The organism is Microbispora sp. NPDC046973 (assembly GCF_040644495.1).
Classification (GTDB): Bacteria; Actinomycetota; Actinomycetes; order Streptosporangiales; family Streptosporangiaceae; genus Microbispora.
The window spans coordinates 48,961-75,506 of record NZ_JBEYWQ010000019.1 but is presented as its reverse complement, the minus strand read 5'-3'; the positions used below and the strand labels follow the sequence as shown (position 1 = coordinate 75,506).

Sequence of the window (26,546 nt, the reverse complement as noted above, 5' to 3'; positions counted from 1 at the left end):
CGGCAGGGGGCCGTTTCTTTATCTCCACCGATTCGCTCATGTGTTCGATCGGCTGTTCGAGGAAAAGGATAGCCAACGCTGCGTCGTCATGCAGCGACGTTGCGTGATTGCCCGCACCGTGGCGGGACTCTGCGAGGATCGTCCCCATGGAGACGACGCTGACCGGCGTGGACGGGGTGCTCGACAGACTGCTCGACGGCTTCGCCGGCACCCATCGCGAGCAGCTCGCCCGGTTCCCCGAACGGGAACCGGCCTGGCAGCCGGTGCACACCGTGTACGTGCCCGCGGACCGGGTGACGGCGGAGATCGTCCAGCAGTGGCGGCACGCCGCGACCGACCTCCTCCACCGGCTCCTGTTCACCCCCGCCGAGCTGGCCGCGCTGTTCGAGCTCGACCTCGAGCTGGCCCAGCCCGTGCACGACCGCGTACGCAGGAAGCTGCACGCCGAGCCGATCGAGGACCTGCGGATCGACTTCGAGGACGGGTACGGCCTGCGCTCCGCCGAGGAGGAGGACCGGCACGCCGAGTCGGCGGCGGCGGCCGTGGCCGCGATGTACGAGGCGGGCACGCTGCCCCGCAGGTGGGGGCTGCGGGTGAAGTCGTTCGCCGACGGCGACCCCGTGCGCTCCCTGCGCACGCTCGACGGCTTCCTGACCGGGGTCGTGCGCCGGGCCGGCAGGCTCCCGGACGGGTTCACGGTGACCTTCCCCAAGGTCCTGATGGAGGACTACCTGCGCCAGTTCGCCGGCTGCCTGGAGGCGCTGGAGCGGGCCTTGCGCCTGCCCTCCGGCACGCTGCGCTTCGAGATGCAGGTGGAGGCCCCGCAGACCGTGCTCATGCTCCAGCGGTCGGACGGCCTGGTGCCCTCGCTGGGCGGCCGGCTGGCGGCCGCCCACTTCGGGGTGTTCGACTACACGGCCGCGCTCGGGCTGCCGCCGGACGAGCAGCGGCTCGACCACCCGGCCTGCGACCACGCGCGGCACGTCATGCAGACGGCGCTGTCGGGGACGGGGGTGGAGCTGTCGGACGGCTCGCTGGCCGCGGCCCCGGCCTCGGACGCGGCGGCCGACGTGCACGCCCTGCTGCGCAGGCACTCGGCGCTGGTGTCGCACTCGCTGGCCCACGGCTTCTACCAGGGCTGGGACATGCACCCCTCGCACCTCGTCAGCCGCTTCGCCACCGTGTACGCGTTCCACCTCGCCTGCTACGAGAAGTACGCCGACCGGGTGCGGGCCTGGCGGGAACGGCGCGAGGCGGCGGGGGGCGTGCTGGACGAGCCCGCGACGGTCAAGACGCTTGTCGCCGCCCTGGCCCGGGCCGACCGCACCCTCTGCTGAGCGACCGCACCCGCTGCTGAATTTGCCATAACCGCAACGTTCCTTGCCACTCCTGCTGCCCGTGGCGCACTGTTGCCCCGACGTCGACAGCAGACGCGACACAGGAGGCAGGGGTGGACGAGAAGAAGTACGACGTGGTCGTGGTGGGCGGCGGCCCCGCGGGGCTCAGCGGCGCCCTCGCGCTGGCGCGGGCGCGGCGGTCGGTGCTGGTGGTGGACGCCGGAGAGCCGCGCAACGCGCCGGCCGCGCACATGCACAACTACCTCGGCAGGGACGGCACGCCGCCCGCCGAGCTGCGGGCGGCCGGGCGCGAGGAAGTGATCGGGTACGGCGGCGAGATCGTCGCCGGGCGGGCCGAGACCGCGACGCGGGAGGGCGACGACTTCCTCGTGACGCTGGACGACGGCCGTGCCGTGCGGGCCCGCCGCCTGCTGGTGGCCACCGGGGCCGTGGACGAGTTGCCCGACGTGCCGGGCCTGGCCGAGCGGTGGGGCCGCGACGTGCTGCACTGCCCGTACTGCCACGGGTGGGAGGTCCGCGACCGGCGCATCGGCGTGCTGGCCACCGGGCCGCTCGCCGTCGAGCAGGCCCTCCTGTGGCGGCAGTGGAGCCAGGACGTGGTGTTCCTGACGCACCACTGCCCCGCGCCGTCCGAGGAGGAGGCCGAGCGGCTCGCCGCGCGCCGGATCCCGGTCGCCGACGGCCCCGTCACGGGCGTCGAGGTGACCGGTGACGCGCTCACCGGGGTGCGGCTGGCCTCCGGCGAGGTCGTCGCGCTCGACGCGCTCGTCGTCGGCGCGCCGCTCACCGCCCGGTCCGGCGTGCTGGAATCGCTCGGGCTCAAGCCGGTCGAGGTGGAGCTCGGCGGCCACGTGGCGGGCACCCGGATCGCGGCGGAGCCGACCGGGGCGACCGCCGTGCCCGGTGTCTGGGTGGCGGGAAACGTGACGGATGTTCGCGCCGTGGTGATCGCGTCCGCCGCGGCGGGCCTGGCCGCCGGAGCGGCGATCAACATGGATCTCATCGCGGAGGAGACCCGGGAGGCCGTCGACGCCTACCGGCGCGAGGTGCGCACGTTGTTCGAGGAGGCGGCCTGGGAGGAGCGCTACCGCTCCCGGCCGGCGATCTGGAGCGGCCGGCCGAACCCGCAGCTCGTCGCCGAGGCCGCGCAGCTGCCCCCGGGCCGGGCCCTCGACGTCGGCAGCGGCGAGGGGGCCGACGCCGTCTGGCTCGCCTCCCAGGGCTGGCGGGTGACGGGGGTCGACATCTCCGCCACGGCGCTGGAGCGGGCCGCCGGCCACGCCGCCGACGCGGGCGTCGCGGACCGCACCGAGTGGGTGCGCGCGGACCTGCGCGACCACGCCCTTCCCGAGGGCGCCTACGACCTGGTGTCGGCGCAGTACATGCACCTGCCGGGCGAGGCCAGGCGGACGCTGTTCGCCCGGCTGGCCGCCGCGGTGGCCCCGGGCGGCACCCTGCTGGTCGTCGGGCACCACCCGTCCGATCTGCTGACCAAGGCCCGGCGGATGCACTTCCCGCAGATGATGTTCACCGCCGAGGAGGTCGCGGCGTCGCTCGATCCGGCCGAGTGGGAGGTCACCGCGGCCGAGGCGCGGCCGCGCACGGCGGTGGACCCGGAGGGAGACGAGGTCACCATCCGCGACGCCGTCCTGGTCGCCCGCCGCCGCGCCTGAGCCGTGCCGTCACAACCACGCAGTCACAGCACAACCGCGCGGTCACAACCGGTCGACGATGCGGCGCCAGCGCCTGACCCGGTCCGGGTCGACCGGCTCGCGCCACGAGCCCCGCACGGCGCTGCCCACGTGGAAGGCGCGGACGCCGTAGTCGAGCAGCACCGGCACGTGCTCCTCGCGCAGGCCGCCGCCGGCGAGCACGAGCGAGGCGTCCCCCGCCTCGGCCCGCGCGCGTAACACCCCGAGGCCGCTGCCGACGCCCTCGGGCGACCCGGACGTGAGGACGGTCGCCAGGTTCGGCAGCAGCCGTACGGCACGCCAGGCGGCCCGCACGTCGGCGGCGTTGTCCACGGCGCGGTGGAAGGTCCAGGGCAGCGGCGAGACCGCGTGGATCAGCGCGTCCGTCGCCTCCCTGTCGACCGACCCGTCCTCGGACAGGAAGCCGAAGACGAAGCCCGCCGCGCCGGCCTCGGCGAGTTCCTTGACGTGGCCGCGCAGCCGGTCGAGCTCCTCCGGGGTCACGGTGAAGCCGGCGTTGCAGCGGAGCATGACCATCTGCGGCAGCCCGCACTCGCGCGCGATCGCCGCGACGAGGTCCGCCGAGGGGGTGAGCCCGCCCGAGTCCATGTCGGACACGATTTCCAGGCGGTCCGCCCCGCCCTCCTCGGCGGCCACGGCGTCACGCAGGTCGAGCGCGATCACTTCAAGGAGGGATCCCGTCATGAAGTGAACAGTATCCGGTCCTTTTGCGGCACCTAACGGCATCCGCCCTGTTCAGCACTCGATCAACTCGTTGTGGGTTGTGATGTCAAGAACCCTCCAGGCTTGCGCCACATGTCCCGAGCGCTGGGCCGGCACCGCCGGCGTGCGGCGATAGGACGACGCGGCCGGGATCGCGGCGCCGGCGTCCCGCTCGAACAGCGCGCCGGAGGCGCGGTGCGGCAGGTCGACGGTGCGCACGTGCCGGAAGCCCGCCTTGCGGTAGTACGACTGCAGGCGGGCGTTGTCCTTGGCGCAGTCGAGCCGCAGGTAGGGCCGGTCGTGGGCGGCGGCCCGCAGGGCGGCCCAGTCGAGCAGCGTCTCCCCCAGGCCCCGGCCCGAGTAGGTCCTGCTCACGGCGAGCTTGTGGACGTAGAGCGCGTCGCCGGGGCGGTCGGCGGGGGTCCAGAACTCCGGGTCGGCATGGCCGTCCACCGCGATCGTGGCGGCCGGCTCCTGGGAGCCGGCGTCCAGGAGGTACATGACGCCCTCGCCGATCAGCGGTTCGATGCGCCCGGCGGGAAAGCCCCCGGCGGGCCACTGCCGTACGCCGAGGCCGTTCAGCCACCCGGCGGTGCGCGCCAGCAGGGCGAGGACCCCCTGCAGGTCGGCCGGGGTGGCGCGACGCAGCGTGAGTTCCGTAACAAGATCCAGGGTGTTCGCGGGCATGCCTGATTCCTTTCGTGCCGACGGCGGCGATGTGATCACTGAGAGTGACGGCGGGATGCCGTGCAGCGTCCGTCCGGAGACGGCGGACCCGGCTAGGGCGCGCGGGTGCGGCGCGGTCCCCTGCCGGGGTCAGGTCGGGAATCGCGGGAGCGGCCCTCCGGAGGAGGGCCCGGCGGCCGGGGACGCCCGCTCAGGCCAGGGGGCGTCCGGGCCTCGTCAATGACGTTCCAGCTCGTATCGGATCAGATGCTTGTCGGCGGGCAGCACGGACACGGCGACGCGGACGGGCGTGTCGTCGGCGTCGTAGCCGACCCGGGTGTGGACGACGACCGGAGTGCCGGGCTCCAGCTGGAGCCGTGACGACTCGTCAGAGGTCGGCATGCGAGCCGAGAGGTCGTCGATCACGCGGACCTGGAGATGGCCCAGCTCCTCGAGCACCCGGTTGGCCCCGCGCGTGATGTCGCCGGGCCGGGCGATCTCGGAGTCCCCCACGATCTCCAGGGGGAAGTACGAGTCCAGCGTGTTGTACGGCTGGCCGTCCACGAAGCGCAGCCGGCGGCGCACGACGGCCAGGGCGCCGTCGGCGAGGGCGAGGCGGGTGGCCACGTCCTCGGGCGGCTCGACGATGGAGACCTCGATCCTCTGGTCCGCCGTACGGCCCTCGGATCGGACCGCGTGGACGAACGTGTCGAACCGCCGCCCCTCCTGGTCGTACGGGAGGAACTCGTCCTGGGGGCGCATGAGGAGGGGGCGGCGCTCGCGTACGAACGTTCCACGCCGGCGCATCCGCAGGATGAGACCCTCGTTCTCCAGCTCGCCCAGGGCCAGCCGTACGGTGTTGCGGCTGACGCCGTGCGCCTCCATGAGGTCGGCCTCGGTCGGAATCTGGTCGCCCGGCGCGAGTTCGCCCGCGTAGATGGCCCTGCGTACCTCGGCGGCCACCTGCTGGTAGAGCGACGATCGTGCCATCTTTCCTCAATCCACCCTTTTGTTCCAACAAATCTAGAGGATCTCGGTCTACCGGGAAACAACCCCTTGACCAGAGCCCACCCAGCCGCGCATTATCCAAACGTTGGTACAAATCCATCCAATGGAGGTGGGCCCGTGAGGGCGATCGGTGCGAGAACGCCGAGCGCGCCCTGGCGCGAGCCCCATCCCAGGCCTGCAGAGCCCAGGCCTGCCAGAGCCCAGACCTATCAGAGCGACGGGAACGACATGTCAGAGCTGTCGGTATCCACCGACATGACCGCCTTGTGCGGGAACGGCGTGACATGCCCGAGCACGCGGTATCACCGCACGCCGGAGCGGCCGGTCGAGGACGGCCGCTCCCCATGGACTCCGTGCGATTGAACGAGGTCTCGACCCCAACCCTCGCCGGGGTCGAGGTCTCGCGCCGGGGCGGAGCGCGTCCTGGCGGGTCCCCCACGCCCGCCAGGACGCGCCACCGTTAATCACCCGCAGGGAATGCATCGGCTCCGGCCCTCCTTGACTTCATGGGGAGGCGACCGAGGAGGCACGTGCGCGATGAGCACCCCTGTGGCCCGGAGGGTCGGCCGTGACGGCGCCAGGAGGATTCCGGCCGTCAACCCCCAGCACTTCAGGAACGTCCTCGGCAGGTACGCCACCGGCGTCGTGGCCGTCACCGCGATCGACCCCGAGACCGGGGAGCCGTGCGGCCTGGCCGTCAACTCCTTCACGTCCGTGAGCCTCGATCCGCCGCTGGTGTCGTTCTGCGTCGCGCAGACCAGCACGAGCTGGCCGCGCCTCAAGGCGGCGACGACCCTGTGCGTCAACGTGCTCGCCGACCACCAGCGGCAGGTGTGCGATCGGCTCGCCGCGAAGGGCGGGGACAAGTTCGGCGGCCTGTCGTGGGCCCTGTCCCCCGGCGGCGCCCCCGTGCTGGACGGCGCGCTCGCCTGGATCGACTGCGCCGTGGACAAGGAGCACCCGGCCGGCGACCACGTGATCGTCGTCGCCCGGGTCACCGGGCTCGACCGCCACGACGACGGCGACCCGCTGGTGTTCTTCCGCGGAGCGTACGGGAGCTTCCAGCCCTGACGCGGGAACCGACCGGTCGGTATGCTGCCCGCATGACTCTGTTCTCGGTGGAAGGTAAGACGGTCGTCGTCACGGGCGGGTCCCGGGGCATCGGGAAGATGATCGCGCGGGGGTTCCTCGACGCGGGCGCCACCGTCTACATCTCCTCACGGAAGAAGGACGAGCTGGAGGCCACGGCCGCCGAGCTGGGCTGCCACGCCGTACGGGCGGACCTGTCCGGCCCCGACGGCGTCGAGGCGCTCGCGCAGGCGGTGTCGGAGCGGGAGAGCCGGCTCGACGTGCTCGTCAACAACGCGGGGGCGAGCTGGGGCGCGCCGCTGGAGGAGTATCCGGAGCACGCTTTCGACAAGCTCTGGAACATCAACGTCAAGGGCGTCTTCTTCCTCACCCGCCGCTTCCTGCCGCTGCTGCGCGCCGCCGCGTCGCCCGGCGACCCGGCACGCGTGATCAACATCGGATCGATCGACGGGCTCCGGGTGCCGTTCATGGAGAACTACGCGTATTCGGCGGCCAAGGCGGGCGTCCACATGCTGACCCGGCATCTGGCCCGCCAGCTCGCTCAGGAGTCGATCACGGTCAACGCGATCGCGCCCGGGCCGTTCGAGTCGAAGATGATGGCCTTCGCGCTCGACGACCCCCAGATGCGCGGCGCGATCGAGAGCAACGTCCCGCTGGGCCGCATCGGCAGGCCCGACGACATGGCGGGCGCGGCGATCTTCCTCGCCTCCCGCGCCGGGTCCTACCTGACCGGCACCGTGATCCCGGTGGACGGCGGCATCTCCGCCTAGCGTGGACCCCATGCGGCAGGTCCCCATGTGGCAGGTGGCGGTGTGCGGGCCGGGCGAGTGCACCCCGCAGGAGGCCGAGGCGGCCCGCGACGTGGGCCGCCTGCTGGCCGAGCGCGGCGCGGTCGTGCTGTGCGGCGGGTACGGCGGGGTGATGGCCGCCGCGGCGGCGGGCGCGCGGGGGGCCGGAGGCGTCGTGGTCGGCGTCCTGTCCGGCCGGGACCGTACCGGGGCGAGCCCTGACCTCACCGTGGCCCTTCCCACCGGCCTGGGCGAGGCCCGCAACGCGCTGATCGTGCGGGCCGCCGACGCGGTCGTCGTCGTGGGCGGCTCCTGGGGCACGCTCTCGGAGCTGGCGCTCGCCCAGCGGGGCGGCACGCCGGTCGTCACCCTCGGCGGGTGGCGGCTCCTCGACGCCGCGGGCCGTCCCGTGCCCGGTCCGGTGGCCGCCGCCGGCCCGGCCGACGCCGTACGGCTGGCGCTCGCCGCGGCCGAGCGGGCCCGCCCGCTCAGCCCCTAGACGATCTCAGCCCTTGAGCATCCCGGCGAGGGTCTCGGCGAACAGGTCGGGCGCGGCCAGTTCGTCCCGCAGGAACAGGTAGGGCTCGGTGAGCTCCAGCTCGATCAGGACCGGCTCGCCGTCCGGCATCCGCACCAGGTCCACCCGGGCGTACAGCAGGTTCTGCGGCACGGCCGCCAGGACCCGCTCGGCGAGGGCGAACTGGTCGTCGTCCGGGTCGCGCAGCGTGGCGCGGTTGTCCGCGGTCTCGGTCGCCCCGGTGAGCATCGGGTGCCGTCGTACGGCGTGGCTGAACTCGCCGCCGAAGTACAGCAGCGACAGCTCGCCCTCCTGCTCGACGGACGGGACGTACGGCTGCACCATGACCGTGCGGCCCGCGGCGAGCAGCGTGGCCGCGTGGCTCGCGGCGGCGTCCCGGTCCGTGGTGCGGATGGCGCCGCGCGCCCCCGCGGAGACGGCGGGCTTGACCACGTACTCGTCCCATTCGGGCAGGTCCGCTCCGAGGTCGCCGCCCTGCGTGGGCCAGTGGGTGGGAACGGTGGGCACGCCGAGCGTGCGCAGGTAGGTCTTGTCGGTGTTCCACTCGATCACCGGCGCCGGGTTGAACAGCCGCGTCACCGACTCCACCCGGTGGGCCCACGCGACGAACTCGTCACGCCGGTCGATGTAGTCCCAAGGAGAGCGGACGACCGCCGCGTCGAACTCCGACCAGTCGACGCGGGGATCGCGCCAGTTCACCGGCGAGCCCTCGATCCCGGCCCCGAGCCAGGCGGCGAGGGCGATCTCCCGCTCGTCGTCCCGCTCGGCGGCCGGATGGTCCGTGGTGACGTAGGCGACCTTCATGACGCTCCCATCCGCATGTCAGCAGTGACCAATGCTATGGGCAATGTCAGACGAGGCCCGCCAGCACCTCGGCCGCCGCCTGGCCGCAGACCCGGGCGGAACCGTGCGTGGCGATGTGCACCGCCCCCAGGTCCGTACGGCCCGGCAGCCCCATCTCGACCACGACGCCGTCCGGCCGGGCGGCCAGCAGGCGCTCCAGCAGGTCCGTCTGCCAGGGGTGGCGGTGGGCGTCCCGCACCACGACGACCAGGGGCCGGTCGGCGGCCTGGCTCAGCACGGCGCCGGCGACGCCGTTGTGGACGTCGGGCTGCCGCAGCCGGGCGACCGTGGTGCCGGGCAGCAGCTTGCTCAGCGGCTCCCCCGCGCCCCACGGCATGCCCTTGTCGATCGCGAGGTTGGTCTCCGGCGCCAGCTCCACCACGTGCGGAGCGGCGGCCAGCGGCAGCACGCCGGCCCCGCGCCGGGTCACCCGCACGGCCCGGCGGGCGGCGACCAGCCCGATCTCGTCCTGGCGGTCCTCCACGGGCCCGGCCTGCGCCTGCCAGGCGGTCAGGGCGCGCACCCGCGCGGCGGCGTCGGCGAGCCGCTCCTCCGACAGCCTGCCCTCGGTCACCGCGTCCGCCACGGCGTCGCGGATGTGCTCGTGGGTCGCCTCGTCGGCGTTCTCCCCGCCCACGCACACCGCGTCGGCCCCGGCCGCCACGGCCATCGCGCTCGCGCCGCCCAGGCCGTAGCGGCCCGAGACGGCGGCCATCTCGATGCCGTCGGTGACGATCAGGCCGTCGAAGCCCAGCTCCTCCCGCAGCAGGCCGGTGAGGACGCGGGGGCTGAGCGTCGCGGGCAGCTCCTCGTCGTACGCCGTGACCAGCAGGTGGCCGGTCATGATCGAGCGCACGCCCTCGTCGATGGCCACCCGGAACGGCCACAGCTCGACCTCGGCCAGCTCCTGCCGGGAGGCCGTGACGCGCGGGACGCCGTGGTGGGAGTCGACCGACGTGTCGCCGTGCCCGGGGAAGTGCTTGGCGCAGGCCGCCACGCCGGTGGACTGCAGGCCGCGGATCCAGGCGGCCGTGTGCCGCGCGACGAGCAGCGGGTCGGCGCCGAACGACCGCAGGCCGATGACCGGATTGTCCGGGTTGGAGTTGACGTCGGCGGCCGGGGCGAAGTCGATGTTCACCCCCGCCGCGCGCAGGTCCCGCCCGATGTCGCGGGCCACCCGCTCGGTCAGCTCCACGTCGTCCACGACGCCCAGGGCGAAGTTGCCCGGCCGTGAGCTGCCCGTGCGGGCCTCCAGCCTCGTCACCTCCCCGGCCTCCTCGTCGACGCCGATCAGGATCTCGGGATTCTCCGCGCGCAGGGCCGAGGTGAGGGCGGCGAGCTGGGCCGGGGTGTCGACGTTCCGGGAGAACAGCACCACGCCGGCGAGCCCGCCGGCGAGCCGCCGCCGCACCCAGTCGGGGGCGGTGGTCCCGGTGAAGCCGGGCAACAGGACCGTGTCGGCCAGACGGAGCAGGTCAGGGCTTCGCTTCATGCTGCGCCCGCAAGGCATCGCTCAGGCATGCCCCGCAATCTAATAGGAAAGTTTCCTATTTGCTAGGGGGCAGGCCTGGGTTGTCGCCCGTTTCCCGATCACACGTCGGTGCGGTGGAGCCTGTTCTCCTTCACCTCGAAGCCGGCGATCGTCGTCAGCGGCGCGCCGGGACGGTCCACGAAGGCCACGGCCCGGTAGTCCGCGCGGAAGTTCTCCATGTCCGCCACGCAGGACACGTAGCCGTGGCGGCTGTCGAAGAAGGCGATGTGCGGGTTGAGCTCGAGGATCGCGCTCGCGTCCGCGATGCCCGGCATGCTGGTCACCGACGGCCCGACGAACTCGACCCCGAGCGCGCGGGAGGCCGGATCCGCCCAGTCGGCGCGCAGGTCGCAGGCGTACGCGCTGTGCACATCGCCGCTCAGCACGACCAGCCCGTCGGGGGCGGCGGCGAGCACGCGGCCGCGCGAGTCGGGGTAGCCGTCCCAGGCGTCGGCGCTGACGGGTTCGAGCGGGAACTTCCGCTGGGAGAAGAACACCGCCTGCGCGAGCACCTTCCACCGGGCCGCCGATCCGTGCAGCCGGTCCGTCAGCCACTTCTCCTGCTCGGCGCCGAGCATGTCGCGCCCCTCGCGATACTGTCGCGTGTCGGTGAGCAGGAAGTCGGCCACCCGGCCGTACGACCGCCGGCGGTAGTTCTGCAGGCCGGAGCCGGACGGGCGGACGCGCAGCGGCTGGTGCTCGTAGTACGCCTTGAACGCGGCGGCCCTGCGCTTGAGGAAGGCGGCGGGGCTGCCTCCGTCGCCGGGCAGCGCGCCCGCCCAGTTGTCGCGGACCTCGTGGTCGTCGGGGATCGCGACCCACGGCGCGGCGGCGTGGGCGGCCTGCAGGTCCGGGTCCATCTTGTAGCGGGCGTAGCGGTCGCGGTAGGCGCCGAGCGTCGTGCACTCGGCCGTCGACTCGAGCGGGCGCACCCAGCGGCCCGGCTTGGGGTTCTTCGGCTTGCCGTACTCGTAGATGTAGTCGCCGAGGTGGACGACCAGGTCGGGCCGCTCGGCGGCGAGGTGGCGCAGCGCGGTGAAGTAGCCGTGCTCGTAGCGCTGGCAGGAGACGAAACAGAACCGGACGGGGGCGGTCGAATCCGGGCCGGGCGCCGTCCTGGTGCGGCCCACCGGGCTGACGTGACCCTCGATGGAGAAGCGGTAGAAGTAGTCGGCCGCGGGCCGCAGCCCGGTCACCCGTACGTGCACGCTGTGCGCCCAGTCCGGCTGCGCGGGCGCGGTGCCCGACTGGATCACCTTCGTGAACGTGTCGTCCTCGGCGAGCTCCCACCGTACGGTCATCGCCCGGCTGGGCATGCCGCCGGGCTGTGTCGGATGCAGCGGCTCGGGGGCCAGACGGGTCCACAGGATCACGCCGTCGGATAACGGCTCTCCTGACGCCACCCCCAACGTGAACGGATACCCCATTTTCGCCATGGGTTCGATCCTGCCCTACCGATCCCGCCCGTGCGGGGAGGTCGGGCGAGGCGAGAATGTGAACAAGCTCTTGCTCAACGGCCATAATGGGAGCCGTGAACCAGCGTAAGGACTCCGGCGGCACGGCCGCGCCGGTCAAGACGAAGCGGGGGACGGCCGGTTCGGCGTCCGAACGGCGCGACCACCTCGTCAAGCTCGCCGCCGAGTTGTTCGCGCGCAAGGGCTTCCAGGCCACCACGGTGCGGGAGATCGCGTTGGAGGCCGGCATCCTGTCCGGCAGCCTCTACCACCACTTCGACTCCAAGGAGACGATCGTCGACGAAGTGCTGCGCACCTTCCTCGAGGATCTGATCACCCGCTACCGCGCGGCGCTGGGCACGCACCCCGACCCGCGTTCGGTCCTGGCGGAGATGGTCCGCATCGGCTTCGGCACGCTGGAGGACCACCGGGCGGCCATCACGGTCATGCAGAACGACTGGAACTACCTGCGCTCGCTGCCCGGCGACCGGTTCGACTACCTGGTGCGGGCCGAGGACGAGGTCGAGCGCATGTGGGTGGAGCAGATCACCGGCGGCCAGGCCGCCGGCCAGTTCCGCCCCGACGTCGATCCCAAGCTCACCTACCGGATGATCCGCGACACGATCTGGGTGACCGTGCGCTGGTTCCGCCCCGGCGGCAGGCTCGACACCGACGCCCTGGCCGACCACTTCGTCAAGCTGCTGTTCGACGGCCTGGCCACCGGGGAGCGGGCGAGCCAGCCGTCATGACGCTACTCAAGGCCGTACGGCTCGCGCTGACCGAGCTCGCCGACCCCGCGCGGGCCGCCTCCATGCGGTCGTACATGAAGTCGGAGATGCCCTTCCTCGGCGTGACGGCCGTGCCGCGGCGGGCCGCGCTGCGCAAGGTCTTCGCCGAGCACCGGCTGGACAGCGCCCCCGAGTGGCGCAGGGCGGTGCTGGCGCTGTGGCGCGAGGCGGAATACCGCGAGGAGCGCTACGCCGCCATCGAGCTGTCCGCGCACCGCTTCTACCGGTCCTGGCAGACGCTCTACACGATCCCCATGTACGAGGAGATGATCGTCACCGGGGCGTGGTGGGACCTGGTGGACGACATCGCCGTGCACCGGATCGGCACGCTGCTGCGGCTGTATCCCGAGAGCATGCGCCGCCTGGTGCTGGAGTGGGCGCACGACCCCGACCTGTGGAAGCGGCGCACCGCCATCTTGTGCCAGAACTCCTTCAAGGACAGGACCGACGTCCACCTGCTCTACGCCTGCATCGAGCCGAGCCTGTCGGACACCGACTTCTTCGCCCGCAAGGCGATCGGCTGGGCCCTGCGGGAGTACGCGAAGACCAACCCGCAGGAGGTGCTCCGCTACGTGAAGCACCAGGGCATCAGCGGGCTGAGCCGCCGCGAGGCGCTGCGCAACGTCCCCGACGCCTGAAGCAGGCGGGCCGCTCAGGCAGGGCGGAACGAGTCGCGCGCCTGCGGGGCCGCGTGCTTGATCATGAGGTGCCGGGTGACCGAATACTCCAGCACCGCCTCCTGGCTCATGTCCTTGCCGAACCCGCTGCCCTTCACGCCTCCGTGCGGCGCCTCCGAGGCGATCGGCAGGTGGTCGTTCACCCACGTCACGCCCACGTCCAGCCGGTGGGAGACGCGCAGGGCGCGGGCCACGTCCGTGGACCACACCGACGAGGCCAGCCCGTACGGCGTGGCGTTGGCGAGCCGCACCGCCTCGTCCTCGCCGTCGAACGGCATCGCCACCAGCACCGGGCCGAAGACCTCGCTCCGCACGATCTCGCTCGCCGGGTCGGCGTCGGCGATCAGCGTCGGCGCGTAGTGGAAGCCGGGGCCGTCGATCGGCGCGCCCCCGTGGACGACGCGGCCGGACGCCCTGGTCACGAAGCCGTGCACCCGCTCACGGTGCTCGGCGCTGATCAGCGGGCCGATGTCGGCGTCCGGCGCCCAGGGGTCGCCGGGCCGGACGCGGGCGACGGCCTCCCGCAGCGCCTCGACCGCCTCGGCGTACCGCGCTCTTTCGACGTACACCCTGGTCGCGGCCGTGCAGTCCTGGCCGGTGTTGTAGGTGGCGCCCATGACCACCCCGGCCGCCATGTCCTCCAGCGAGGCGTCGGCGAACACGAGCGCGGGGGCCTTGCCGCCCAACTCCAGATGGACCCGCTTGAGGCCGTCCACCGCGCCGCGCATGACCTCCCGGCCGGTGGCGGTGGACCCGGTCACGCTGACCATGTCCACGCCGGTGTCGGTCACCAGGGCCCGCCCCACGTCCGCTCCGCCGGTCACCACCCGTACGAGGCCCTCCGGCGCCCCGGCCTCGGCGAACAGCTCGGCGAGCCGCAGCGTGGTGCGGGGCGTCCGGGGAGCCGGCTTGATCACGACGGCGTTCCCCGCGGCGACGGCCGGGCCGATCTTCCAGACTGCCATGATGAGGGGGAAGTTCCACGGCGCGATCGCCCCCACGACCCCGATCGGCCGCCTGATCAGCACGGACGTGTATCCGGCGCTGAACACGCCGGCGCCCGTGCCGTCCAGGGACCTGGCCGCGCCGGCGAAGAACCTGAGGTTGTCGGCGGCGAACGGCAGCTCGCCGTCCCGGAACACGGCGGCGGGCTTGCCGGTCTCCTCGACCTCCAGCCGGGTCAGCTCCGCGGCGTCCCGCTCGACGAGGTCCGCCAGGCGCAGCAGCACCAGCGCCCGCTCTCCCGGCGTCGTCTCGCGCCACTGCTCGAAGGCCTCCCGGGCCCCGCGTACGGCCCGCGCCACCCCGTCGACCGGGGTGTCGGGCACGTCCTCCAGGGTCCGGCCGTCGGCGGGATTGATCAATGTCGTCATGAGGTCGTCCTCAGCTGTCGAAGCCGATGCCGAAACGGTCGAGTGACCGCAGCCAGGGCCCCCTGCGGCCCTCGTTCCGGTCGGCGCGGGCGAGTTCGCGGCGGGTGAGCTGCACCACGGGCCAGCGCAGCGGCTCGGGCGGGAAGGGCACCGGGTGACGGCGGACCATGCGCAGCCGCGTCCGCGCGGTGGACCGCCGGGCCAGCAGATCGAGGCCGGTCAGCGCGCCGAACCTGGCCGCGCCGACGCCGAGGCCGGTGTATCCGAGGGCGTAGGCCAGCCGCCCGCCCATCGCCGTGCCGAAGAACGGGGTGAACCGGCTGGTCGAGTCGATCATCCCGCCCCACCTGTGCGTGAAGCGCAGGCCACGCAGCTGCGGGAACGTCGCGAAGAAGTGCCGCGCGAGCCGCTCGTGCGTGGCGTCGCGCTGTTCGGAGCCGCCGCCGCCGAAGTTGTAGATCGCGTCGTACCCGCCCCACAGGATGCGATCGTCACGGGTGAGCCGGTAGTAGTGGAACCGGTTGCCCGCGTCGGTCAGGCCCTGGCCCTCCTGCCACCGGAGCGACGCCCGCTGCGCGGGCGACAGCGGCTCGGTGACGAGCACGTAGTCCCAGACCGGCAGCACGAACAGGCCCAGCCTGCGCAGGGCCGAGGGGAAGGCGTTGGTGGCCAGCAGCACCTGCCCGGCGCTCACCACACCGCTCGCCACCGCATGGCGGCCTCCCGTCACGGCCTCCACGCCGGTACGGGTCCGGGTCAGCGCGGTGACCTCGGTGCCCTCGTGGATGCGCACCCCGAGCCGCGCCGCGACGCGGGCCAGGCCCCACGCGAGCGCGGCGGGGTCGAGGACGCCGCCGGTGCCGCGCAGGCGCAGCCCCGCGAGATAGGTGGGCGATTCGACGTCCGCGCGCATCTCGTCGCGGCCGAGGAACACCGCGTCCTCGCCGTGCTCGCGGTGCAGCTTCTCGGCCCGCCTCAGCTCCTCCACCTGGTGGGGCGCCACCGCGACCGTGGTCTTGCCGACCAGGCGGAGGTCGGCGTCGATGCCGTGGTCGTCGACGAAGCGGGCGATCGCCGCGAGGTTGGCCCGCCCGAGCGCGAGCAGGGCGGCGTTCTCCGACGGCCACAGCCTGGCTCCCTGGCCGAGCCCATGGGTCAGGGAGTCGGAGACGAACCCGCCGTTGCGGCCGCTCGCGCCGTACGCGATCGAGCGCGCCTCCAGGAGGACGACGTCGCAGGCGGGGTTCTCCTCCTTGGCCAGCACGGCGGCCCACAGGCCGGTGAAGCCGCCGCCCACCACCAGCAGGTCCGCCGTGGTGCGGCCGTGCAGGGGCTCGTACGGGCCGGGCGCCCCGGGCCGGTCGGTCCAGAAGACCCGTGGAGCGGCGTCCTCGATCAGGCGGCTGCCCTTGGTCATTTGGCCGCGATGTTCTCGATGACGTCCGCGGCCACGCGCAGGCCGTCGCGGCGGCGGATCTCCTCGCCGGCCGCCGCGAGCCGGTCGCGCAGGTCCTGGTCGCCGAGCAGCGTCTCGATGGCCCCGGTCAGCTCCTCGTCGGCGAATCCGTAGGTGTCCAGGCGGACGCCGTACCCGGTCTCGTGCACGCGCTGGGCGTTGTCGTACTGGTCCCAGAACAGCGGCATGACGATCATGGGCTTGCCGAAGTGGAACGCCTCGGTCGTCGTGTTGTTGCCGCCATGTGTGATCACCAGGTCGACCATCGGGATGATCTTCGTCTGCGGGACGAACTCCGCACCCCACATGTTGGGGGCCAGCTCGATCTCCTCGTGCAGCGGGCCCTTGGAGACGATGTACCGATGCGGCGTGCGGGCCAGCACGGAGATCACGCGGCGCATCAGCTCGACGTCGGCCGAGCCGAGCGAGCCCAGCGAGAAGTAGATCAGCGCGCCCTCGCCGGGGATGTCCGGCAGCGTGAACTCCTCGTCGGTCTCCCGTACGGACGAGTCGACGCGGGTCCAGGAGTCCCCCAGAGGACGCTCCGCCGTGTAGTCCGCGATCTCGGGATACACGTACAGGTTCGCGTCGCCCTCGTGGATGAACTCCAGGTCCTGCAGGGCCGGGGCGCCCTGCTCGGCCACCCACGCGTTGAACGCCTCCCACATCTCACGGTGGGTCCGGTCGTACTCCGCCCGGAACTGCGCCCAGCCGGTGCCATCGGCCGGCAGTCCGGAGAACGGCGGGGCCACGCCCGGGCCCTTCACCTCGAGCGGGTTGCACGAGACGATCCGTACGAACGGGACGCCCGCCGTCACCAGGGCGGGGAACGCCACCACGTTGTCCTCGACGATCACGTCGGGCCGCACCCGCTCGATGATGGCCTTGAGCTGCGGCTCGCAGTACTTGGCACCGTCGATGAGCGCCTCCCAGATCGGCTTGATGACCGTCTCCAGCTGGTCCAGGGTGCTCTTGCGGTACTCCGGCGCCGTGTCGCGGATGAAGTCCTTCCAGAACTGGCCCGCGTCCTGCTCCGGCGCGTCCTGTCCTCCGGGCGCCGGCGGCGCCAGGTCGACCAGGTCCTCCTCGAAGCCGAGCGCCTCCAGCTTGCCCTTCCACGACGCCTCGGCGGCGAACACCACACGGTGGCCACGGCGGCGCAGGACGTCGCCGATCCCGACGCAGTTGTTCGTCGGCCCGTAGGCGCTCTCCGGCATGAACAGGATCGTCAAGGGCGTGGCCGTCATTGGGGGGCTCCTCCACAGCTAGTTGAAGCGAGATTCAAATACGAGGGCGATACACCCGTCAAGGGCTGGGGGAGTATCGTGTGCGCGATGTGAAGCGAGGTGCAATGACAGGGGCGGGATGACACAGCGCAAGAGCAAGGCGGACCGGCGGCTCGACCTCATCGACGCGGCCCACAGGGCGATGCTCCAGCACGGCGCCGAGGGGGTCCACCTCAACCAGATCGCCGAGGAGGCGGGGCTCACCTCCGGCGCGGTGCTCTATCACTACCCCGACCTGCGCGAGCTGCTGATCGAGGCCCAGCACGCCGGCATGGAGCGCTTCTACGAGCGGCGCATGAAGAAGATCAGCGGCATCTCCGACCCGGCGGACAAGCTCGTCGTCACGATCCGCTCGGGCCTGCCCGACGGCCCGGACGACGCGGGGGTGCGGCTGCTGTGCGAGCTTGGCGGCGCCGCCGGACGCAACCGCGTCTACGCGACGCTGCTGACCACGCTGTTCGACCGGCAGGTGTCGATGTACCAGACGATCCTGGAGACGGGCGCCGCCCACGGCGTCTTCACGCTGGCGCAGGACTCCGAGACCATCGCCCGCAACCTCGTCGCGCTCGAGGACGCGTACGGCTACCGCATCATCGCCCGGCACCACTCGATCGACCCGGACAAGGCCGTCGAGCTGATCCTCGACTACGCCCGCCTGGCCACGGGCCACCCGCTCAGGCCCGCCGATCGCCGCTGACCCCGTCGACGAGGGCGGCGTCGCCGCCGTCCCAGGAGACGGCGACCTCGGCGCCGGTCTCGACCCTCGCCCGCCCCTGCGTGGCCGCCAGCACCGCGCGGTCGTGACCGGGCACGCTCAGCGCCACGTGGGAGACGCCGCCGTAGAAGCTGACGTCGACGACCCGGCCGCGCAGCACCCCTTCGCCCGCCGCGACCGGGCCGAGGCGGATCCGTTCCGGCCGCACCGCGAGCATCGCCGTCTCCCCCTCCGTGCTCCCCGCGGGCGCGGGGAGCACGCCCAGCCCGTCGACCTCCAGGCCCTTGCCCGTGACCCTTCCGGTGAAGAGGTTGTTGGCCCCGATGAAGCCGGCCACGAAGGGCGTGCGCGGCCGTTCGTAGAGGTCCACGGGGGCGTCCACCTGCTCGACCCGGCCGCCGTTCATCACCGCGATCCGGTCGGCGAGCGACATGGCCTCCTCCTGGTCGTGGGTGACCACGACGAAGGTGATGCCGACCTCGTGCTGCAGCCGCTTGAGTTCGAGCTGCATCTCCGAGCGCACCTTCTTGTCGAGGGCGCTCAGCGGCTCGTCGAGCAGCAGCAGCCGGGGACGCTTGACGACGGCCCTGGCCAGGGCGACGCGCTGGCGTTGCCCGCCCGACAGCTCGTGCGGCCTGCGGCGGGCCTGCGCCGTCAGGCCGACGGTCTCCAGCACGGCGCCGACCCGCTCCCGGATCTCCTGGCGGGGCAGCCGCTCCCGTTCCAGGCCGTACGCCACGTTCTTCTCCACGCTCATGTGCGGGAACAGGGCGTACGACTGGAACATGAGGTTGACCGGGCGGCGGTGCGCGGGGATCGCGAGCAGGTCGGCGCCGTCGAGGCGCACCGAGCCGGTGTCCGGCTGCTCGAACCCGGCGAGGATCCGCAGCAGGGTGGTCTTGCCGCAGCCGGACGGTCCCAGCAGGGCGAAGAACTCGCCCTGCCGGATGCCGAGGTCGACCGAGTCGAGCGCGGTCACCTCGCCGAACCGGCGGCTGACGCCGTCGATGGATATGAGAGTCATCGCAGGGCCTCGGTCAGTCTGGTCAGGCGCTGCGCGACGATCACGACGGTGAAGCTCACCGCGAGCAGCAGCGTCGCCAGCGCGTTGATCTCGGGGGTCACGCCGAACCGCACCATCGAGTAGATGACGATCGGCAGCGTCGGCTCGGACGGAGCCGCGGTGAAGAACGCGATCACGAACTCGTCCAGGGAGAGCGTGAAGGCCAGCAGCGCGCCCGCGAGGATGCCCGGGGCGAGCGTGGGCAGGGTGACCTTGACGAACGTGGTCAGCGGGGTCGCGCCGAGGTCCCGGGACGCCTCCTCCAGCGACGTGTCCACGCCGCCCAGCCGGGCGCGGACGACGGCCGCGACGAAGGCCATGCCGAAGACGGTGTGCGCGATCAGCACGGAGTGCAGCCCGAGCGTCAGCTTGATCGCGGAGTAGAACGCCAGCAGCCCGATCGCGATGACGAGGTCGGGCAGGATCGCGGGCAGCGTCGAGAGCGCGTCGAGCAGCCGCGAGCGGGTGTGGCGGGCCAGCCCGACCGCGAGCAACGTGCCGAGCACCGTGGACAGCGCCGTCGCGCCGAGGGCGACGATCAGCGTGTTCAGCAGCCCGGTGCGGATCGAGGCGTTGCCCGCCAGCCTGCCGTACCAGTCGAGCGAGAAGCCGCCCCACGAGTAGGGCGACCTGTTCCGGTTGAACGACATCACGACGAGCACGACGATCGGCGCGTACAGGAACAGATAGGTCAGCCAGAAGGGCAGCCGGAGCCAGCCGTGTCTACGCACCGCGTCCCGCCCTCCGCGCGGCCCACGCCTGGGCGAACAGCAGCACCACGAGCACGGCGATCACGGCCAGCGCCAGCACCGACCCGAACGGCCAGTCGCGGGCCTTGAGGAACTGGTCGCGGATGAGGTTGCCGACCATGATCCGGCGTCCCCCGCCGAGCAGCTCCGGGATGACGAAGTTGCCCAGGCTCGGCACGAACACGAACACGCATCCGGTCAGCACACCGGGCAGCGACAGCGGGAGCGTCACCGACCAGAACGTCCTTGCCGGACGTGCGCCCAGGTTCGCCGAGGCCTCCCGCAGCTGCGGGTCCAGCCGCTCCACGGCGGAGTACAGCGGGAGGATCATCAGCGGGAGATAGGCGTAGAGCAGCCCGGCGACGATGGCGCCGTCCGTGTAGAGCAGCTCCACCGGCCCCAGGCCGAGCGCCTTCAACCCGGCGTTCACCGGCCCCTCGGAGTTGAGCAGCACGATCCAGGCGTACGTACGGATGAGGAAGTTCGTCCAGAACGGCAGCACGACCGCCACCAGGGCGACGACCTTCCACCGGGCGGGCAGCCTCGCGATCAGGTACGCCGTCGGATACCCGAGCAGCAGGGCGAGCAGCGTCGTGATCGCCGCGAGCCTCACCGACCCGATCACCACGTCGAGGTAGAGCGGGTCGGCGAGGCGGGTGAAGTTCTCCCCGGTCGGCTCGTAGACCACTCCCCCGAACCGGCCCCGCCTGAACACGGTGTAGCTCAGCACCAGCGCCAGCGGGACCAGCAGGAAGACGGTCAGGTAGCCGAACCCGGGCCCCATCGTCGCGAGACGGCCGGCCGCCTTGCCGAGGCCACGGGCGGGCTGTCGGGCCGTCATTGCGCCGCCGAGACCTCGGTGGACAGGCGCGTGTACGCGGCGGACGCCTCGCCCAGGTCGACCAGGCTCTCACCCTTGAGCAGCTCGGACGGCGGCTGCGCCAGTGCCGGGTAGCTCTTGAGCAGCGCCGGGTCGACCGTGTCCATGGCCGCCTTGTTGGGGATCCTGTAGAGGATGTTCGCGGGCACCCAGCCGTGGTTTTCGGGCTCGAGGATGAAGTTGACGAAGGCGTGCGCCGCCTCCTTGTTCTTCGAGCTCTTGAGGATCACCATCGTGTCCGCCCAGAGGTCGCTGCCCTCCTTCGGCACCGCGAACTCGATGTTCTTCTCTGAGGTCGGGCACCAGCCGTCCCACGCCTCGACCATCACGGCCTCGCCGGACTTGAGCCGGTCGCCGAACGTGGTGTCGTCGTAGGCCAGCAGGTCGGGCTTGACCTTCAGCAGCAGCTGCTTGGCCTTGTCGAGCGTGGCCTGGTCGGTGGTGTTGACCGAGGCTCCGAGCGACTTGAGCGCCGGAAGCGCCAGCCACCGCTCGGTGGTCATCATGGTGATCTTCTTCTTCAGCTCGGGAGCCGGGCTCAGCAGGTCGTTCCAGCTCGTCGGCGGCGTCTTCACCAGGTCGCTGCGGTAACACAGCCCGGTGGTCCCCCAGGTGTACGGGACGGAGAAGACGTTCCCCTTGTCGTAGGCGAGCTGGGACGCCTCGGGGTAGAGGTTCTTCAGGTTCGGCACCAGCTCACGGTGGATCGGCTCCAGCAGGCCCTGCGCGTTGAGCGCCTGCGCGTACTGACCGGACACGAACGCCACGTCGATGCCGCTGTCGCCTCCGGCGGTCAGCTTGGCCACGATCGTCTCGTTCGTGTCGTGGATGGCGACGTCGGTCTCGAAACCGAGCGCGGCCTTCACCCGCTGCGGAAGATCCTTCGGGCTGTAACCGTCCCAGATCGAGATCGTCAGCCTCTGCTTGGACAGGTCCGCCTTGGCGTCGAGAGTCGCGGGCGCACCCGCGGAGTCGGTCGCCGCGCCTCCGCCGCAGGCGGTCAGGGCGGACGCCAGAAAGGCAGAGGCCACGACGAGGGGCACGCGGCGCGTCATGGGGGGCTCCCTTGCGTGAGGATGGCGGCCAGTGTTGCAGGACGGATCAACATAGACAAGACTTTTCCCGTTACGTCTACCTGCCCCTTTCGTTTCCGCGTTGAATCCACGTTCAGGAGACCGAGTGCAAGGCTCCCGCTGGCCCCCGGTGACCGAGGGCCCTGACGGCGTCCTCATGCTGGAGGCGGCCGAAGGGGTCACCGAGCGCGTGCTGCGCGACCTGGCTCGGGGAGCGGCTCCGCCGCCCTTCTCGGTGCGGGCGCTGCGGCCGCTGCCGCCGGTGCCCCCGGGGGAACGGGCCATCACGGTGGACCAGACCAACCACTCGGTCGTCGCGGGCGAGACCGTGGTCGTCAAGTGGTTCCCCCGGCCGTCGCGGGCCGCGCACCCCGCACCCGGGCTGCTCGCCCATCTGGCGGGCTTCGCGCGTACGGCCACGCCGTACGCGGCGGTCTACTGGGAGGACGCGCTGGTCGCCCTGGTGACGGCGTACCTGCCCGAGGCGCGGGACGGCTGGGAGTGGTGCGTGGACGAGGCCGAGGCCGGCCGCACCGGCTTCGCCGCCGAGATCGGCGCCCTCGCCGCCGAACTGCACCTCGCGCTGGCCACCCCGTCCGCGGTCTTCCCCGACCCCGTACGGCTGTCGCCGCCCGGCGAGGAGGCGTGGCGGGTCCGGGCCGAGGAGGCGCTGCGTGAGGCCCTGGCGCTGACGGACGGCGCGGACGGCGCGTGGCTGGCGGGGCGGGCCGAGGCCCTGCGCCGCGAACTGGAGCCCCTCACGCGCACCCCCGCCACCCCGCTGATCCGCGTCCACGGCGACCTGCACGTGGGGCAGATCCTGCGCTGGCGGGACGGCTACGCGGTGGTCGACTTCGACGGCAACCCGACCGTGGCGGACGCCGACCCCTACCAGCCCGCGGCCCGCGACCTCGCGCAGCTCACGACCAGCGTGGACCACGCGGGGCAGGTGGCGGTCAGGCGCAGGTCCGCCGACCCGGACGCGACGGCCGCCTGGGCCGCCGCGGCGCGCCGGGACCTGACGGCGGCCTACGCCCGGACGCTCGCGCGGGCCGGCCGCGCCGACCTGCTCGACCGGTCGCTGCTGCGGCCGTTCGAGGTCGAGCAGGAGTGCCGCGAGCTGATCTACGCCGCCCGCCACCTGCCGCGCTGGCGGTACGCGCCGATGGGCGTGCTGCGGGCCTGGTACGCCTGAAAGACATTTCGAAGGAGATGGACGTGGACGCGGAGCTCTTCCTTGCCGACCTGGAGGCGAAGCCGGAGGCACTGGATGCGCTGGCCGGCCTCCTGGACGGCGGCGATCCGTTCGAGGGGCTGGCCACCCGGCTCAAGGAGGGACGGTTCGACCGCGTCGTGTTCCTCGGCATGGGCAGTTCGCGCTACGCGGCGGGGGTGGCGGCGCAGCGGCTGCGGGCGGCCGGGGTGGACGCCGTCGCGGAGTACGCCTCCGCCGCGCTCGGCACCCCGCCCGGCCAGCGCACCGCCGCCGTCGTGGTGTCGGCGACGGGCGGCAGCCGGGAGACGCTCGACGCCCTCGCCCGTCATGGGGGCAGGTCGTTCGTCGTGGCGCTGACCAACCGGCCCGGCTCCCCCGTGACCGAGGGCGCCGACCTGGTCGTCCCGATGCTCGCGGGCGAGGAGCGGGGCGGCGTCGCCTGCCGGACCTTCCAGCACACGCTCGCCCTCCTGCTCGCGCTCGTGGAGGGCCCCGGTGCCGTGGCGGGCCTCGTACGGCGGGCCGCGGCGGCCACCGCCGACCTGCTGGAGCGGCGGCGCGAGTGGCTGGCGGACGCCGTGAGACTGCTCGACGGGCCGCACGGCGTCTACACGATCGCGCCGGCCGAACGGCTGTCGTCGGCCGAGCAGTCGGCGCTGATGTTCCGCGAGGGACCGCGCGTCCAGGCGGACGCGTGCGAGACGGGCGACTGGGCGCACGTGGACGTCTACCTCACCAAGACCCGCGACTACCGGGCCGTGCTGTTCCCCGGTTCGCGCTACGACGAGCAGGCAATGGAGTGGATCCGCATGCGCGGGTCGCACGTGCTGGCCGTCGGCGGGGAGGTCGAGGGGCAGGCGGCTGCGGTGCGCTATCTCCACGACGACGACCCGGGCGTCGCCCTGCTCACCGAGACGCTGGTGCCCGAGCTCGTCGCCGCGACGCTCTGGGCGCGGTAGGTCCCCGGAGGTCAGCTCCCGAGGAGCCAGCGCGCCGCCCGCCGTAGCAGGGTGCGGCGCACCGGGTTCTCGTACGACCGGGTGTCGTGGCCGAGCGCGTCGTACACCACCCTGCCGCCCGCCACGGTTCTCGCCCACAACAGGGGCTGGTCGTCCGAGTACGCCAGCGGCTCCACCTCCGGGAGGAGGTCGAGGTCGGTGTAGACCTCGTCGGTCACCTCGAAACCGGCCAGGCCGTCGACGATCGGGTGATCGGCGCCGAGCCGGACCTTCGCCCGGCCGATCGGCGGGTGGTACGACGTGCCCCACCTCCAGGCGCCGCCCAGGATCTCGGCCCACTCGGGCCAGTCGTCGAAACAGAGCGAGGCGGTGTGCACGGCCAGCAGCCCGCCGCCCCTCGCGAGGTGGCCGAGCAACGCCGCCCTGACGGAGTCCGGCGTCTCGAAACGCCAGCGGTCCCGCTCCTCCGCGAAGTCGTCGCCGTCCATCCTCCATCGGAGGGCGTTGACCGTGATCAGGTCGACCGGGGCGGGCGCGGCCAGGGCTCCGGCGACGTCCTCGGTGATCTCCGACTCGATGCCGATCTCGGCGAGCACGCCCGCGAGGGCGGCCGAGGTGGCCGGGAAGTCGTGGGCCACCCCCCCGGACAGGATGAGGTTGCGCGACATGAGAGCACCTTAGGCCCCGTAAGGGGCGGTCCCGGGTGGTCAGGGCGCGGTTCGCGGCGGTTACGGCTGGGCGCGGTCGCCCAGCGCGAGCAGGACGTCCCTGAGCAGGTCGGCCAGGGCGCGCGCGGCCGCCTCGGGCACGTCCGCCAGGAGTTCCCGGTGCGCCTCGGTCGTGGCCAGCGACAGCTCCTCGGCCCTCTCGACGCCGAGCGGCGTGAGCCGGACCCACGAGCTGCGCCCGTCCGCCGGATCGGGCTCCCGCTCCACCAGCCCCGCGGCGACCAGCCGCTGCAGGATGTTGCTCGTCCCCCCGGTCGTGAGCATGAGGTGGGAGGCGAGCCTGCTCGGCTTGAGCCGATACGGCCGGCCCGCCCTGCGGAGGGTGGCGAGCACGTCGAACTCCGCGTACGTCAGGCCGTGGCGGCCGAGCACCGCCTGGGTGACCTCCTCGATGCGGGCCTTGAGCCGGCTGACGCGCTTGACGATCTCCAGCTGGACGGTGGCCGCCTCCGGCAGTTCGGCCCGCCATCCGTCGATCATCTCGTCGACCCGGTCCCGCTGTCGCATGAGGTTGAGCCTAGTCCCTCACCCTGATAGCTTTTCGGAAAGCTTTGCAGAAAGCATTCCGGAAAGAGGTAAGCGATGAGAACGATCATCGTCAACGGCACCGTCGTCGACACCGAGCCGCGTCCGCACGTCGTGCCGGACGCGGCCGTCGTCATCGAGGACGGCGTCATCGTGTCGGTCGGCCCGAGGCCGGACGATCTGACCGACGACGCCGAGACGGCAGGCACCGAGATCGTCGACGCCGCCGGCGGCATCGTGCTGCCCGGCTTCGTGGACACCCATCGCCACGTGTGGCAGAGCGTGCTGCGCGGCATGGCGGCCGACGCGACGCTCGGCGCGTACCTCGACCTGGTCCTCGGCACCCTCACCCCGGCCTTCCGCGCGGAGGACGTGTACGCCGCCAATCTCTGGGGCGCGATCGAGGCGCTCGACGCCGGCGTCACCACCGTGTACGACTGGTCGCACATCCAGCTCACGCCCGACCACACCGACGCGGCCGTCGAGGCGCTGCGCGAGTCCGGCGTGCGGGCGGTCTTCGGGTACGCCCACCGGGGAACGGGCGACGCCGACCGCGCCGAGGACGAGGTGCGGCGGGTCCGCTCGGCGCTCCTGCCGTCCGACGACGGCCTGGTCACCGCCGCCCTCGCCGTCTGGGGCCCGGTCTACGGCTCGGTCGAGGCGGCGCGGGCCGACTGGGCGCTCGCCCGCGACCTCGGCCTGCGCCTCAGCCTGCACGCCACCGGCGAGGGCCCGGTCGAACGGCTCCACGACGCCGGCCTGCTCGGCCCGGACGTGCTGTTCGTGCACTGCAACGGCATCCCGGACGAGTCGCTGAAGCTGGTCGCCGCCAGCGGCGGCACGGCCTCGGTGGCCCCGGCGGTGGAGTCGCAGATGGGGCACGGCTACCCCGAGACCGGCAGGCTGCGGTCGTTCGGGATCACGACGGGACTCGGCGTGGACACGGTCACCGACGTCCCCGGCGACATGTTCTCCGTGATGCGCGCGGCGTTCGCGGCCGGACGCGCCGGGCAGGCGGCGCCGGAGCTCACCGTGTCCGACGTGCTCGGCATGGCGACGCTCGAAGGCGCGGCCGCGATCGGGATGGACCGCAGGATCGGCTCGCTGCGCCCCGGCAAGCAGGCCGACATCGTGATCCTGGACACCGGAGCCCCCGGCCTCGCGCCCGTGCACGACCCGGTCGCCGCGGTCGTCACGGCGGCCGGCACCGCCGCCGTGGACACGGTGCTGGTCGGCGGGCGCGTCGTCAAGCGCGGGGGCCGCCTGGTGGGCGTGGACGTGGACCGCGCCCGCGACCTCGCCGTACGCGCGGGCCTCCACGTGGCCGCGCACGCCAGGACTACATCCGCAAGGTGACTTTTTTGCTCCG

At 72.6% G+C, this 26,546-nt stretch carries 26 protein-coding genes; 11 read left to right on the top strand and 15 right to left on the bottom strand.

Features of this window, described 5'->3' with window-relative positions:
- The first annotated feature begins 146 nt into the window (after positions 1-146).
- A complete protein-coding gene (locus ABZ860_RS29375; protein ID WP_357226062.1) occupies positions 147-1,337 on the top strand; it encodes an aldolase in 1,191 nt (396 codons plus the stop codon).
- A gap of 113 nt (positions 1,338-1,450) precedes the next feature.
- On the top strand, positions 1,451-3,031 hold the full coding sequence (locus tag ABZ860_RS29370) for an FAD-dependent oxidoreductase (RefSeq protein WP_357226060.1): 1,581 nt from the start codon (positions 1,451-1,453) through the stop codon (positions 3,029-3,031).
- 42 nt (positions 3,032-3,073) lie between these two features.
- Here ABZ860_RS29370 and ABZ860_RS29365 read toward each other — a convergent pair whose 3' ends face one another.
- From ABZ860_RS29365 to ABZ860_RS29355, 3 genes are all read right to left on the bottom strand, one after another.
- Entirely contained in the window at positions 3,074-3,754 is a 681-nt protein-coding gene (locus ABZ860_RS29365) for a copper homeostasis protein CutC (protein ID WP_357226059.1), read from the bottom strand.
- 51 nt (positions 3,755-3,805) lie between these two features.
- Positions 3,806-4,459 (bottom strand): N-acetyltransferase, encoded by a 654-nt coding sequence (locus tag ABZ860_RS29360; protein ID WP_357226056.1) that lies wholly within the window; start codon positions 4,457-4,459, stop codon positions 3,806-3,808.
- A gap of 216 nt (positions 4,460-4,675) precedes the next feature.
- On the bottom strand, positions 4,676-5,428 hold the full coding sequence (locus ABZ860_RS29355) for a GntR family transcriptional regulator (RefSeq protein ID WP_030510734.1): 753 nt from the start codon (positions 5,426-5,428) through the stop codon (positions 4,676-4,678).
- Between the two features lie 555 nt (positions 5,429-5,983).
- On the opposite strand from ABZ860_RS29355, the gene ABZ860_RS29350 reads away from it, so the two are divergent.
- Genes ABZ860_RS29350 through ABZ860_RS29340 form a run of 3 tightly spaced genes read left to right on the top strand, consistent with a single transcriptional unit; the run spans position 5,984 to position 7,822 of the window.
- Positions 5,984-6,517 (top strand): flavin reductase family protein, encoded by a 534-nt coding sequence (locus tag ABZ860_RS29350; protein WP_357226054.1) that lies wholly within the window; start codon positions 5,984-5,986, stop codon positions 6,515-6,517.
- Between the two features lie 32 nt (positions 6,518-6,549).
- Positions 6,550-7,305 carry an SDR family oxidoreductase gene (locus ABZ860_RS29345; protein WP_357226052.1) on the top strand — a complete coding sequence of 252 codons (756 nt, stop codon included), beginning with the start codon at positions 6,550-6,552 and terminating at the stop codon, positions 7,303-7,305.
- 10 nt (positions 7,306-7,315) lie between these two features.
- Complete coding sequence (locus ABZ860_RS29340) at positions 7,316-7,822, top strand: TIGR00725 family protein (RefSeq protein ID WP_357226050.1); 507 nt, start codon at positions 7,316-7,318, stop codon at positions 7,820-7,822.
- A gap of 6 nt (positions 7,823-7,828) precedes the next feature.
- Here the strand turns inward: ABZ860_RS29340 and ABZ860_RS29335 are convergent, their stop codons facing one another.
- From ABZ860_RS29335 to ABZ860_RS29325, 3 genes are all read right to left on the bottom strand, one after another.
- Positions 7,829-8,665, bottom strand: a complete 837-nt coding sequence (locus ABZ860_RS29335; RefSeq protein ID WP_357226047.1) for a hypothetical protein — start codon at positions 8,663-8,665, stop codon at positions 7,829-7,831.
- Between the two features lie 46 nt (positions 8,666-8,711).
- Positions 8,712-10,196 (bottom strand): glycoside hydrolase family 3 N-terminal domain-containing protein, encoded by a 1,485-nt coding sequence (locus ABZ860_RS29330; RefSeq protein WP_357226045.1) that lies wholly within the window; start codon positions 10,194-10,196, stop codon positions 8,712-8,714.
- 98 nt (positions 10,197-10,294) lie between these two features.
- The gene (locus ABZ860_RS29325; protein ID WP_357226044.1) at positions 10,295-11,671 is read right to left on the bottom strand and encodes an alkaline phosphatase D family protein; all 1,377 of its coding nucleotides are present in this window, start codon (positions 11,669-11,671) and stop codon (positions 10,295-10,297) included.
- A gap of 95 nt (positions 11,672-11,766) precedes the next feature.
- Between ABZ860_RS29325 and ABZ860_RS29320 the strand changes: the two genes are divergently transcribed.
- Both ABZ860_RS29320 and ABZ860_RS29315 read left to right on the top strand, forming a co-directional pair.
- On the top strand, positions 11,767-12,438 hold the full coding sequence (locus tag ABZ860_RS29320; RefSeq protein WP_357226041.1) for a TetR/AcrR family transcriptional regulator: 672 nt from the start codon (positions 11,767-11,769) through the stop codon (positions 12,436-12,438).
- Positions 12,435-13,115 (top strand): DNA alkylation repair protein, encoded by a 681-nt coding sequence (locus ABZ860_RS29315; protein ID WP_357226039.1) that lies wholly within the window; start codon positions 12,435-12,437, stop codon positions 13,113-13,115. Before ABZ860_RS29320 ends, ABZ860_RS29315 begins: the two co-directional genes overlap by 4 nt.
- Positions 13,116-13,129: 14 nt before the next feature.
- Here ABZ860_RS29315 and ABZ860_RS29310 read toward each other — a convergent pair whose 3' ends face one another.
- Genes ABZ860_RS29310 through ABZ860_RS29300 form a run of 3 tightly spaced genes read right to left on the bottom strand, consistent with a single transcriptional unit; the run spans position 13,130 to position 17,230 of the window.
- The gene (locus ABZ860_RS29310) at positions 13,130-14,527 is read right to left on the bottom strand and encodes an aldehyde dehydrogenase family protein (RefSeq protein WP_357226038.1); all 1,398 of its coding nucleotides are present in this window, start codon (positions 14,525-14,527) and stop codon (positions 13,130-13,132) included.
- A gap of 10 nt (positions 14,528-14,537) precedes the next feature.
- Positions 14,538-15,944, bottom strand: coding sequence for an FAD-dependent oxidoreductase (locus ABZ860_RS29305; protein WP_357226036.1), 1,407 nt, complete (start codon positions 15,942-15,944; stop codon positions 14,538-14,540).
- A complete protein-coding gene (locus ABZ860_RS29300) occupies positions 15,941-17,230 on the bottom strand; it encodes a glycosyltransferase (protein WP_357226034.1) in 1,290 nt (429 codons plus the stop codon). Before ABZ860_RS29300 ends, ABZ860_RS29305 begins: the two co-directional genes overlap by 4 nt.
- 118 nt (positions 17,231-17,348) lie before the next feature.
- On the opposite strand from ABZ860_RS29300, the gene ABZ860_RS29295 reads away from it, so the two are divergent.
- The gene (locus ABZ860_RS29295) at positions 17,349-17,966 is read left to right on the top strand and encodes a helix-turn-helix domain-containing protein (protein ID WP_357226032.1); all 618 of its coding nucleotides are present in this window, start codon (positions 17,349-17,351) and stop codon (positions 17,964-17,966) included.
- Here the strand turns inward: ABZ860_RS29295 and ABZ860_RS29290 are convergent.
- The 4 genes from ABZ860_RS29290 to ABZ860_RS29275 are packed head-to-tail and all read right to left on the bottom strand — an operon-like array spanning position 17,944 to position 21,731.
- Positions 17,944-19,008 (bottom strand): ABC transporter ATP-binding protein, encoded by a 1,065-nt coding sequence (locus ABZ860_RS29290; RefSeq protein WP_357226029.1) that lies wholly within the window; start codon positions 19,006-19,008, stop codon positions 17,944-17,946. The genes ABZ860_RS29295 and ABZ860_RS29290 overlap by 23 nt on opposite strands.
- Positions 19,005-19,778 (bottom strand): ABC transporter permease, encoded by a 774-nt coding sequence (locus ABZ860_RS29285; RefSeq protein WP_357226026.1) that lies wholly within the window; start codon positions 19,776-19,778, stop codon positions 19,005-19,007. The genes ABZ860_RS29290 and ABZ860_RS29285 overlap by 4 nt, the downstream gene beginning before the upstream one ends.
- The gene (locus tag ABZ860_RS29280) at positions 19,771-20,637 is read right to left on the bottom strand and encodes an ABC transporter permease (protein ID WP_357226024.1); all 867 of its coding nucleotides are present in this window, start codon (positions 20,635-20,637) and stop codon (positions 19,771-19,773) included. Before ABZ860_RS29280 ends, ABZ860_RS29285 begins: the two co-directional genes overlap by 8 nt.
- Positions 20,634-21,731 (bottom strand): spermidine/putrescine ABC transporter substrate-binding protein, encoded by a 1,098-nt coding sequence (locus ABZ860_RS29275; protein ID WP_357226022.1) that lies wholly within the window; start codon positions 21,729-21,731, stop codon positions 20,634-20,636. The genes ABZ860_RS29280 and ABZ860_RS29275 overlap by 4 nt, the downstream gene beginning before the upstream one ends.
- Before the next feature lie 124 nt (positions 21,732-21,855).
- Here ABZ860_RS29275 and ABZ860_RS29270 point away from each other — a divergent pair, with 124 nt between their 5' ends.
- Both ABZ860_RS29270 and ABZ860_RS29265 read left to right on the top strand, forming a co-directional pair.
- Positions 21,856-22,944 carry a hypothetical protein gene (locus ABZ860_RS29270; protein ID WP_357226021.1) on the top strand — a complete coding sequence of 363 codons (1,089 nt, stop codon included), beginning with the start codon at positions 21,856-21,858 and terminating at the stop codon, positions 22,942-22,944.
- Positions 22,945-22,967: 23 nt separating this feature from the next.
- Entirely contained in the window at positions 22,968-23,924 is a 957-nt protein-coding gene (locus tag ABZ860_RS29265) for an SIS domain-containing protein (RefSeq protein ID WP_357226018.1), read from the top strand.
- A gap of 11 nt (positions 23,925-23,935) precedes the next feature.
- Here the strand turns inward: ABZ860_RS29265 and ABZ860_RS29260 are convergent, their stop codons facing one another.
- Both ABZ860_RS29260 and ABZ860_RS29255 read right to left on the bottom strand, forming a co-directional pair.
- The gene (locus ABZ860_RS29260; RefSeq protein ID WP_357226017.1) at positions 23,936-24,592 is read right to left on the bottom strand and encodes a ThuA domain-containing protein; all 657 of its coding nucleotides are present in this window, start codon (positions 24,590-24,592) and stop codon (positions 23,936-23,938) included.
- A 60-nt stretch (positions 24,593-24,652) separates the two neighbouring features.
- Positions 24,653-25,159 carry a MarR family transcriptional regulator gene (locus ABZ860_RS29255; protein ID WP_357226015.1) on the bottom strand — a complete coding sequence of 169 codons (507 nt, stop codon included), beginning with the start codon at positions 25,157-25,159 and terminating at the stop codon, positions 24,653-24,655.
- A 75-nt stretch (positions 25,160-25,234) separates the two neighbouring features.
- On the opposite strand from ABZ860_RS29255, the gene ABZ860_RS29250 reads away from it, so the two are divergent.
- On the top strand, positions 25,235-26,533 hold the full coding sequence (locus ABZ860_RS29250) for an amidohydrolase family protein (protein ID WP_357226012.1): 1,299 nt from the start codon (positions 25,235-25,237) through the stop codon (positions 26,531-26,533).
- The last annotated feature ends 13 nt before the right edge of the window (positions 26,534-26,546 follow it).

What these genes read in the sequence shown, in the direction of transcription:
- ABZ860_RS29260 (WP_357226017.1), bottom strand. Translation starts at nt 24,592, where the DNA reads ATGTCGCGCAACCTCATCCTGTCCGGGGGGGTGGCCCACGACTTCCCG.
- ABZ860_RS29250 (WP_357226012.1), top strand. Translation starts at nt 25,235, where the DNA reads ATGAGAACGATCATCGTCAACGGCACCGTCGTCGACACCGAGCCGCGT.
- ABZ860_RS29340 (WP_357226050.1), top strand. Translation starts at nt 7,316, where the DNA reads ATGCGGCAGGTCCCCATGTGGCAGGTGGCGGTGTGCGGGCCGGGCGAG.
- ABZ860_RS29365 (WP_357226059.1), bottom strand. Translation starts at nt 3,754, where the DNA reads ATGACGGGATCCCTCCTTGAAGTGATCGCGCTCGACCTGCGTGACGCC.
- ABZ860_RS29330 (WP_357226045.1), bottom strand. Translation starts at nt 10,196, where the DNA reads ATGAAGCGAAGCCCTGACCTGCTCCGTCTGGCCGACACGGTCCTGTTG.
- ABZ860_RS29300 (WP_357226034.1), bottom strand. Translation starts at nt 17,230, where the DNA reads ATGACGGCCACGCCCTTGACGATCCTGTTCATGCCGGAGAGCGCCTAC.
- ABZ860_RS29295 (WP_357226032.1), top strand. Translation starts at nt 17,349, where the DNA reads ATGACACAGCGCAAGAGCAAGGCGGACCGGCGGCTCGACCTCATCGAC.
- ABZ860_RS29325 (WP_357226044.1), bottom strand. Translation starts at nt 11,671, where the DNA reads ATGGCGAAAATGGGGTATCCGTTCACGTTGGGGGTGGCGTCAGGAGAG.
- ABZ860_RS29280 (WP_357226024.1), bottom strand. Translation starts at nt 20,637, where the DNA reads ATGACGGCCCGACAGCCCGCCCGTGGCCTCGGCAAGGCGGCCGGCCGT.
- ABZ860_RS29255 (WP_357226015.1), bottom strand. Translation starts at nt 25,159, where the DNA reads ATGCGACAGCGGGACCGGGTCGACGAGATGATCGACGGATGGCGGGCC.
- ABZ860_RS29360 (WP_357226056.1), bottom strand. Translation starts at nt 4,459, where the DNA reads ATGCCCGCGAACACCCTGGATCTTGTTACGGAACTCACGCTGCGTCGC.
- ABZ860_RS29315 (WP_357226039.1), top strand. Translation starts at nt 12,435, where the DNA reads ATGACGCTACTCAAGGCCGTACGGCTCGCGCTGACCGAGCTCGCCGAC.
- ABZ860_RS29310 (WP_357226038.1), bottom strand. Translation starts at nt 14,527, where the DNA reads ATGACGACATTGATCAATCCCGCCGACGGCCGGACCCTGGAGGACGTG.
- ABZ860_RS29350 (WP_357226054.1), top strand. Translation starts at nt 5,984, where the DNA reads ATGAGCACCCCTGTGGCCCGGAGGGTCGGCCGTGACGGCGCCAGGAGG.
- ABZ860_RS29355 (WP_030510734.1), bottom strand. Translation starts at nt 5,428, where the DNA reads ATGGCACGATCGTCGCTCTACCAGCAGGTGGCCGCCGAGGTACGCAGG.
- ABZ860_RS29290 (WP_357226029.1), bottom strand. Translation starts at nt 19,008, where the DNA reads ATGACTCTCATATCCATCGACGGCGTCAGCCGCCGGTTCGGCGAGGTG.
- ABZ860_RS29305 (WP_357226036.1), bottom strand. Translation starts at nt 15,944, where the DNA reads ATGACCAAGGGCAGCCGCCTGATCGAGGACGCCGCTCCACGGGTCTTC.
- ABZ860_RS29345 (WP_357226052.1), top strand. Translation starts at nt 6,550, where the DNA reads ATGACTCTGTTCTCGGTGGAAGGTAAGACGGTCGTCGTCACGGGCGGG.
- ABZ860_RS29275 (WP_357226022.1), bottom strand. Translation starts at nt 21,731, where the DNA reads ATGACGCGCCGCGTGCCCCTCGTCGTGGCCTCTGCCTTTCTGGCGTCC.
- ABZ860_RS29375 (WP_357226062.1), top strand. Translation starts at nt 147, where the DNA reads ATGGAGACGACGCTGACCGGCGTGGACGGGGTGCTCGACAGACTGCTC.
- ABZ860_RS29335 (WP_357226047.1), bottom strand. Translation starts at nt 8,665, where the DNA reads ATGAAGGTCGCCTACGTCACCACGGACCATCCGGCCGCCGAGCGGGAC.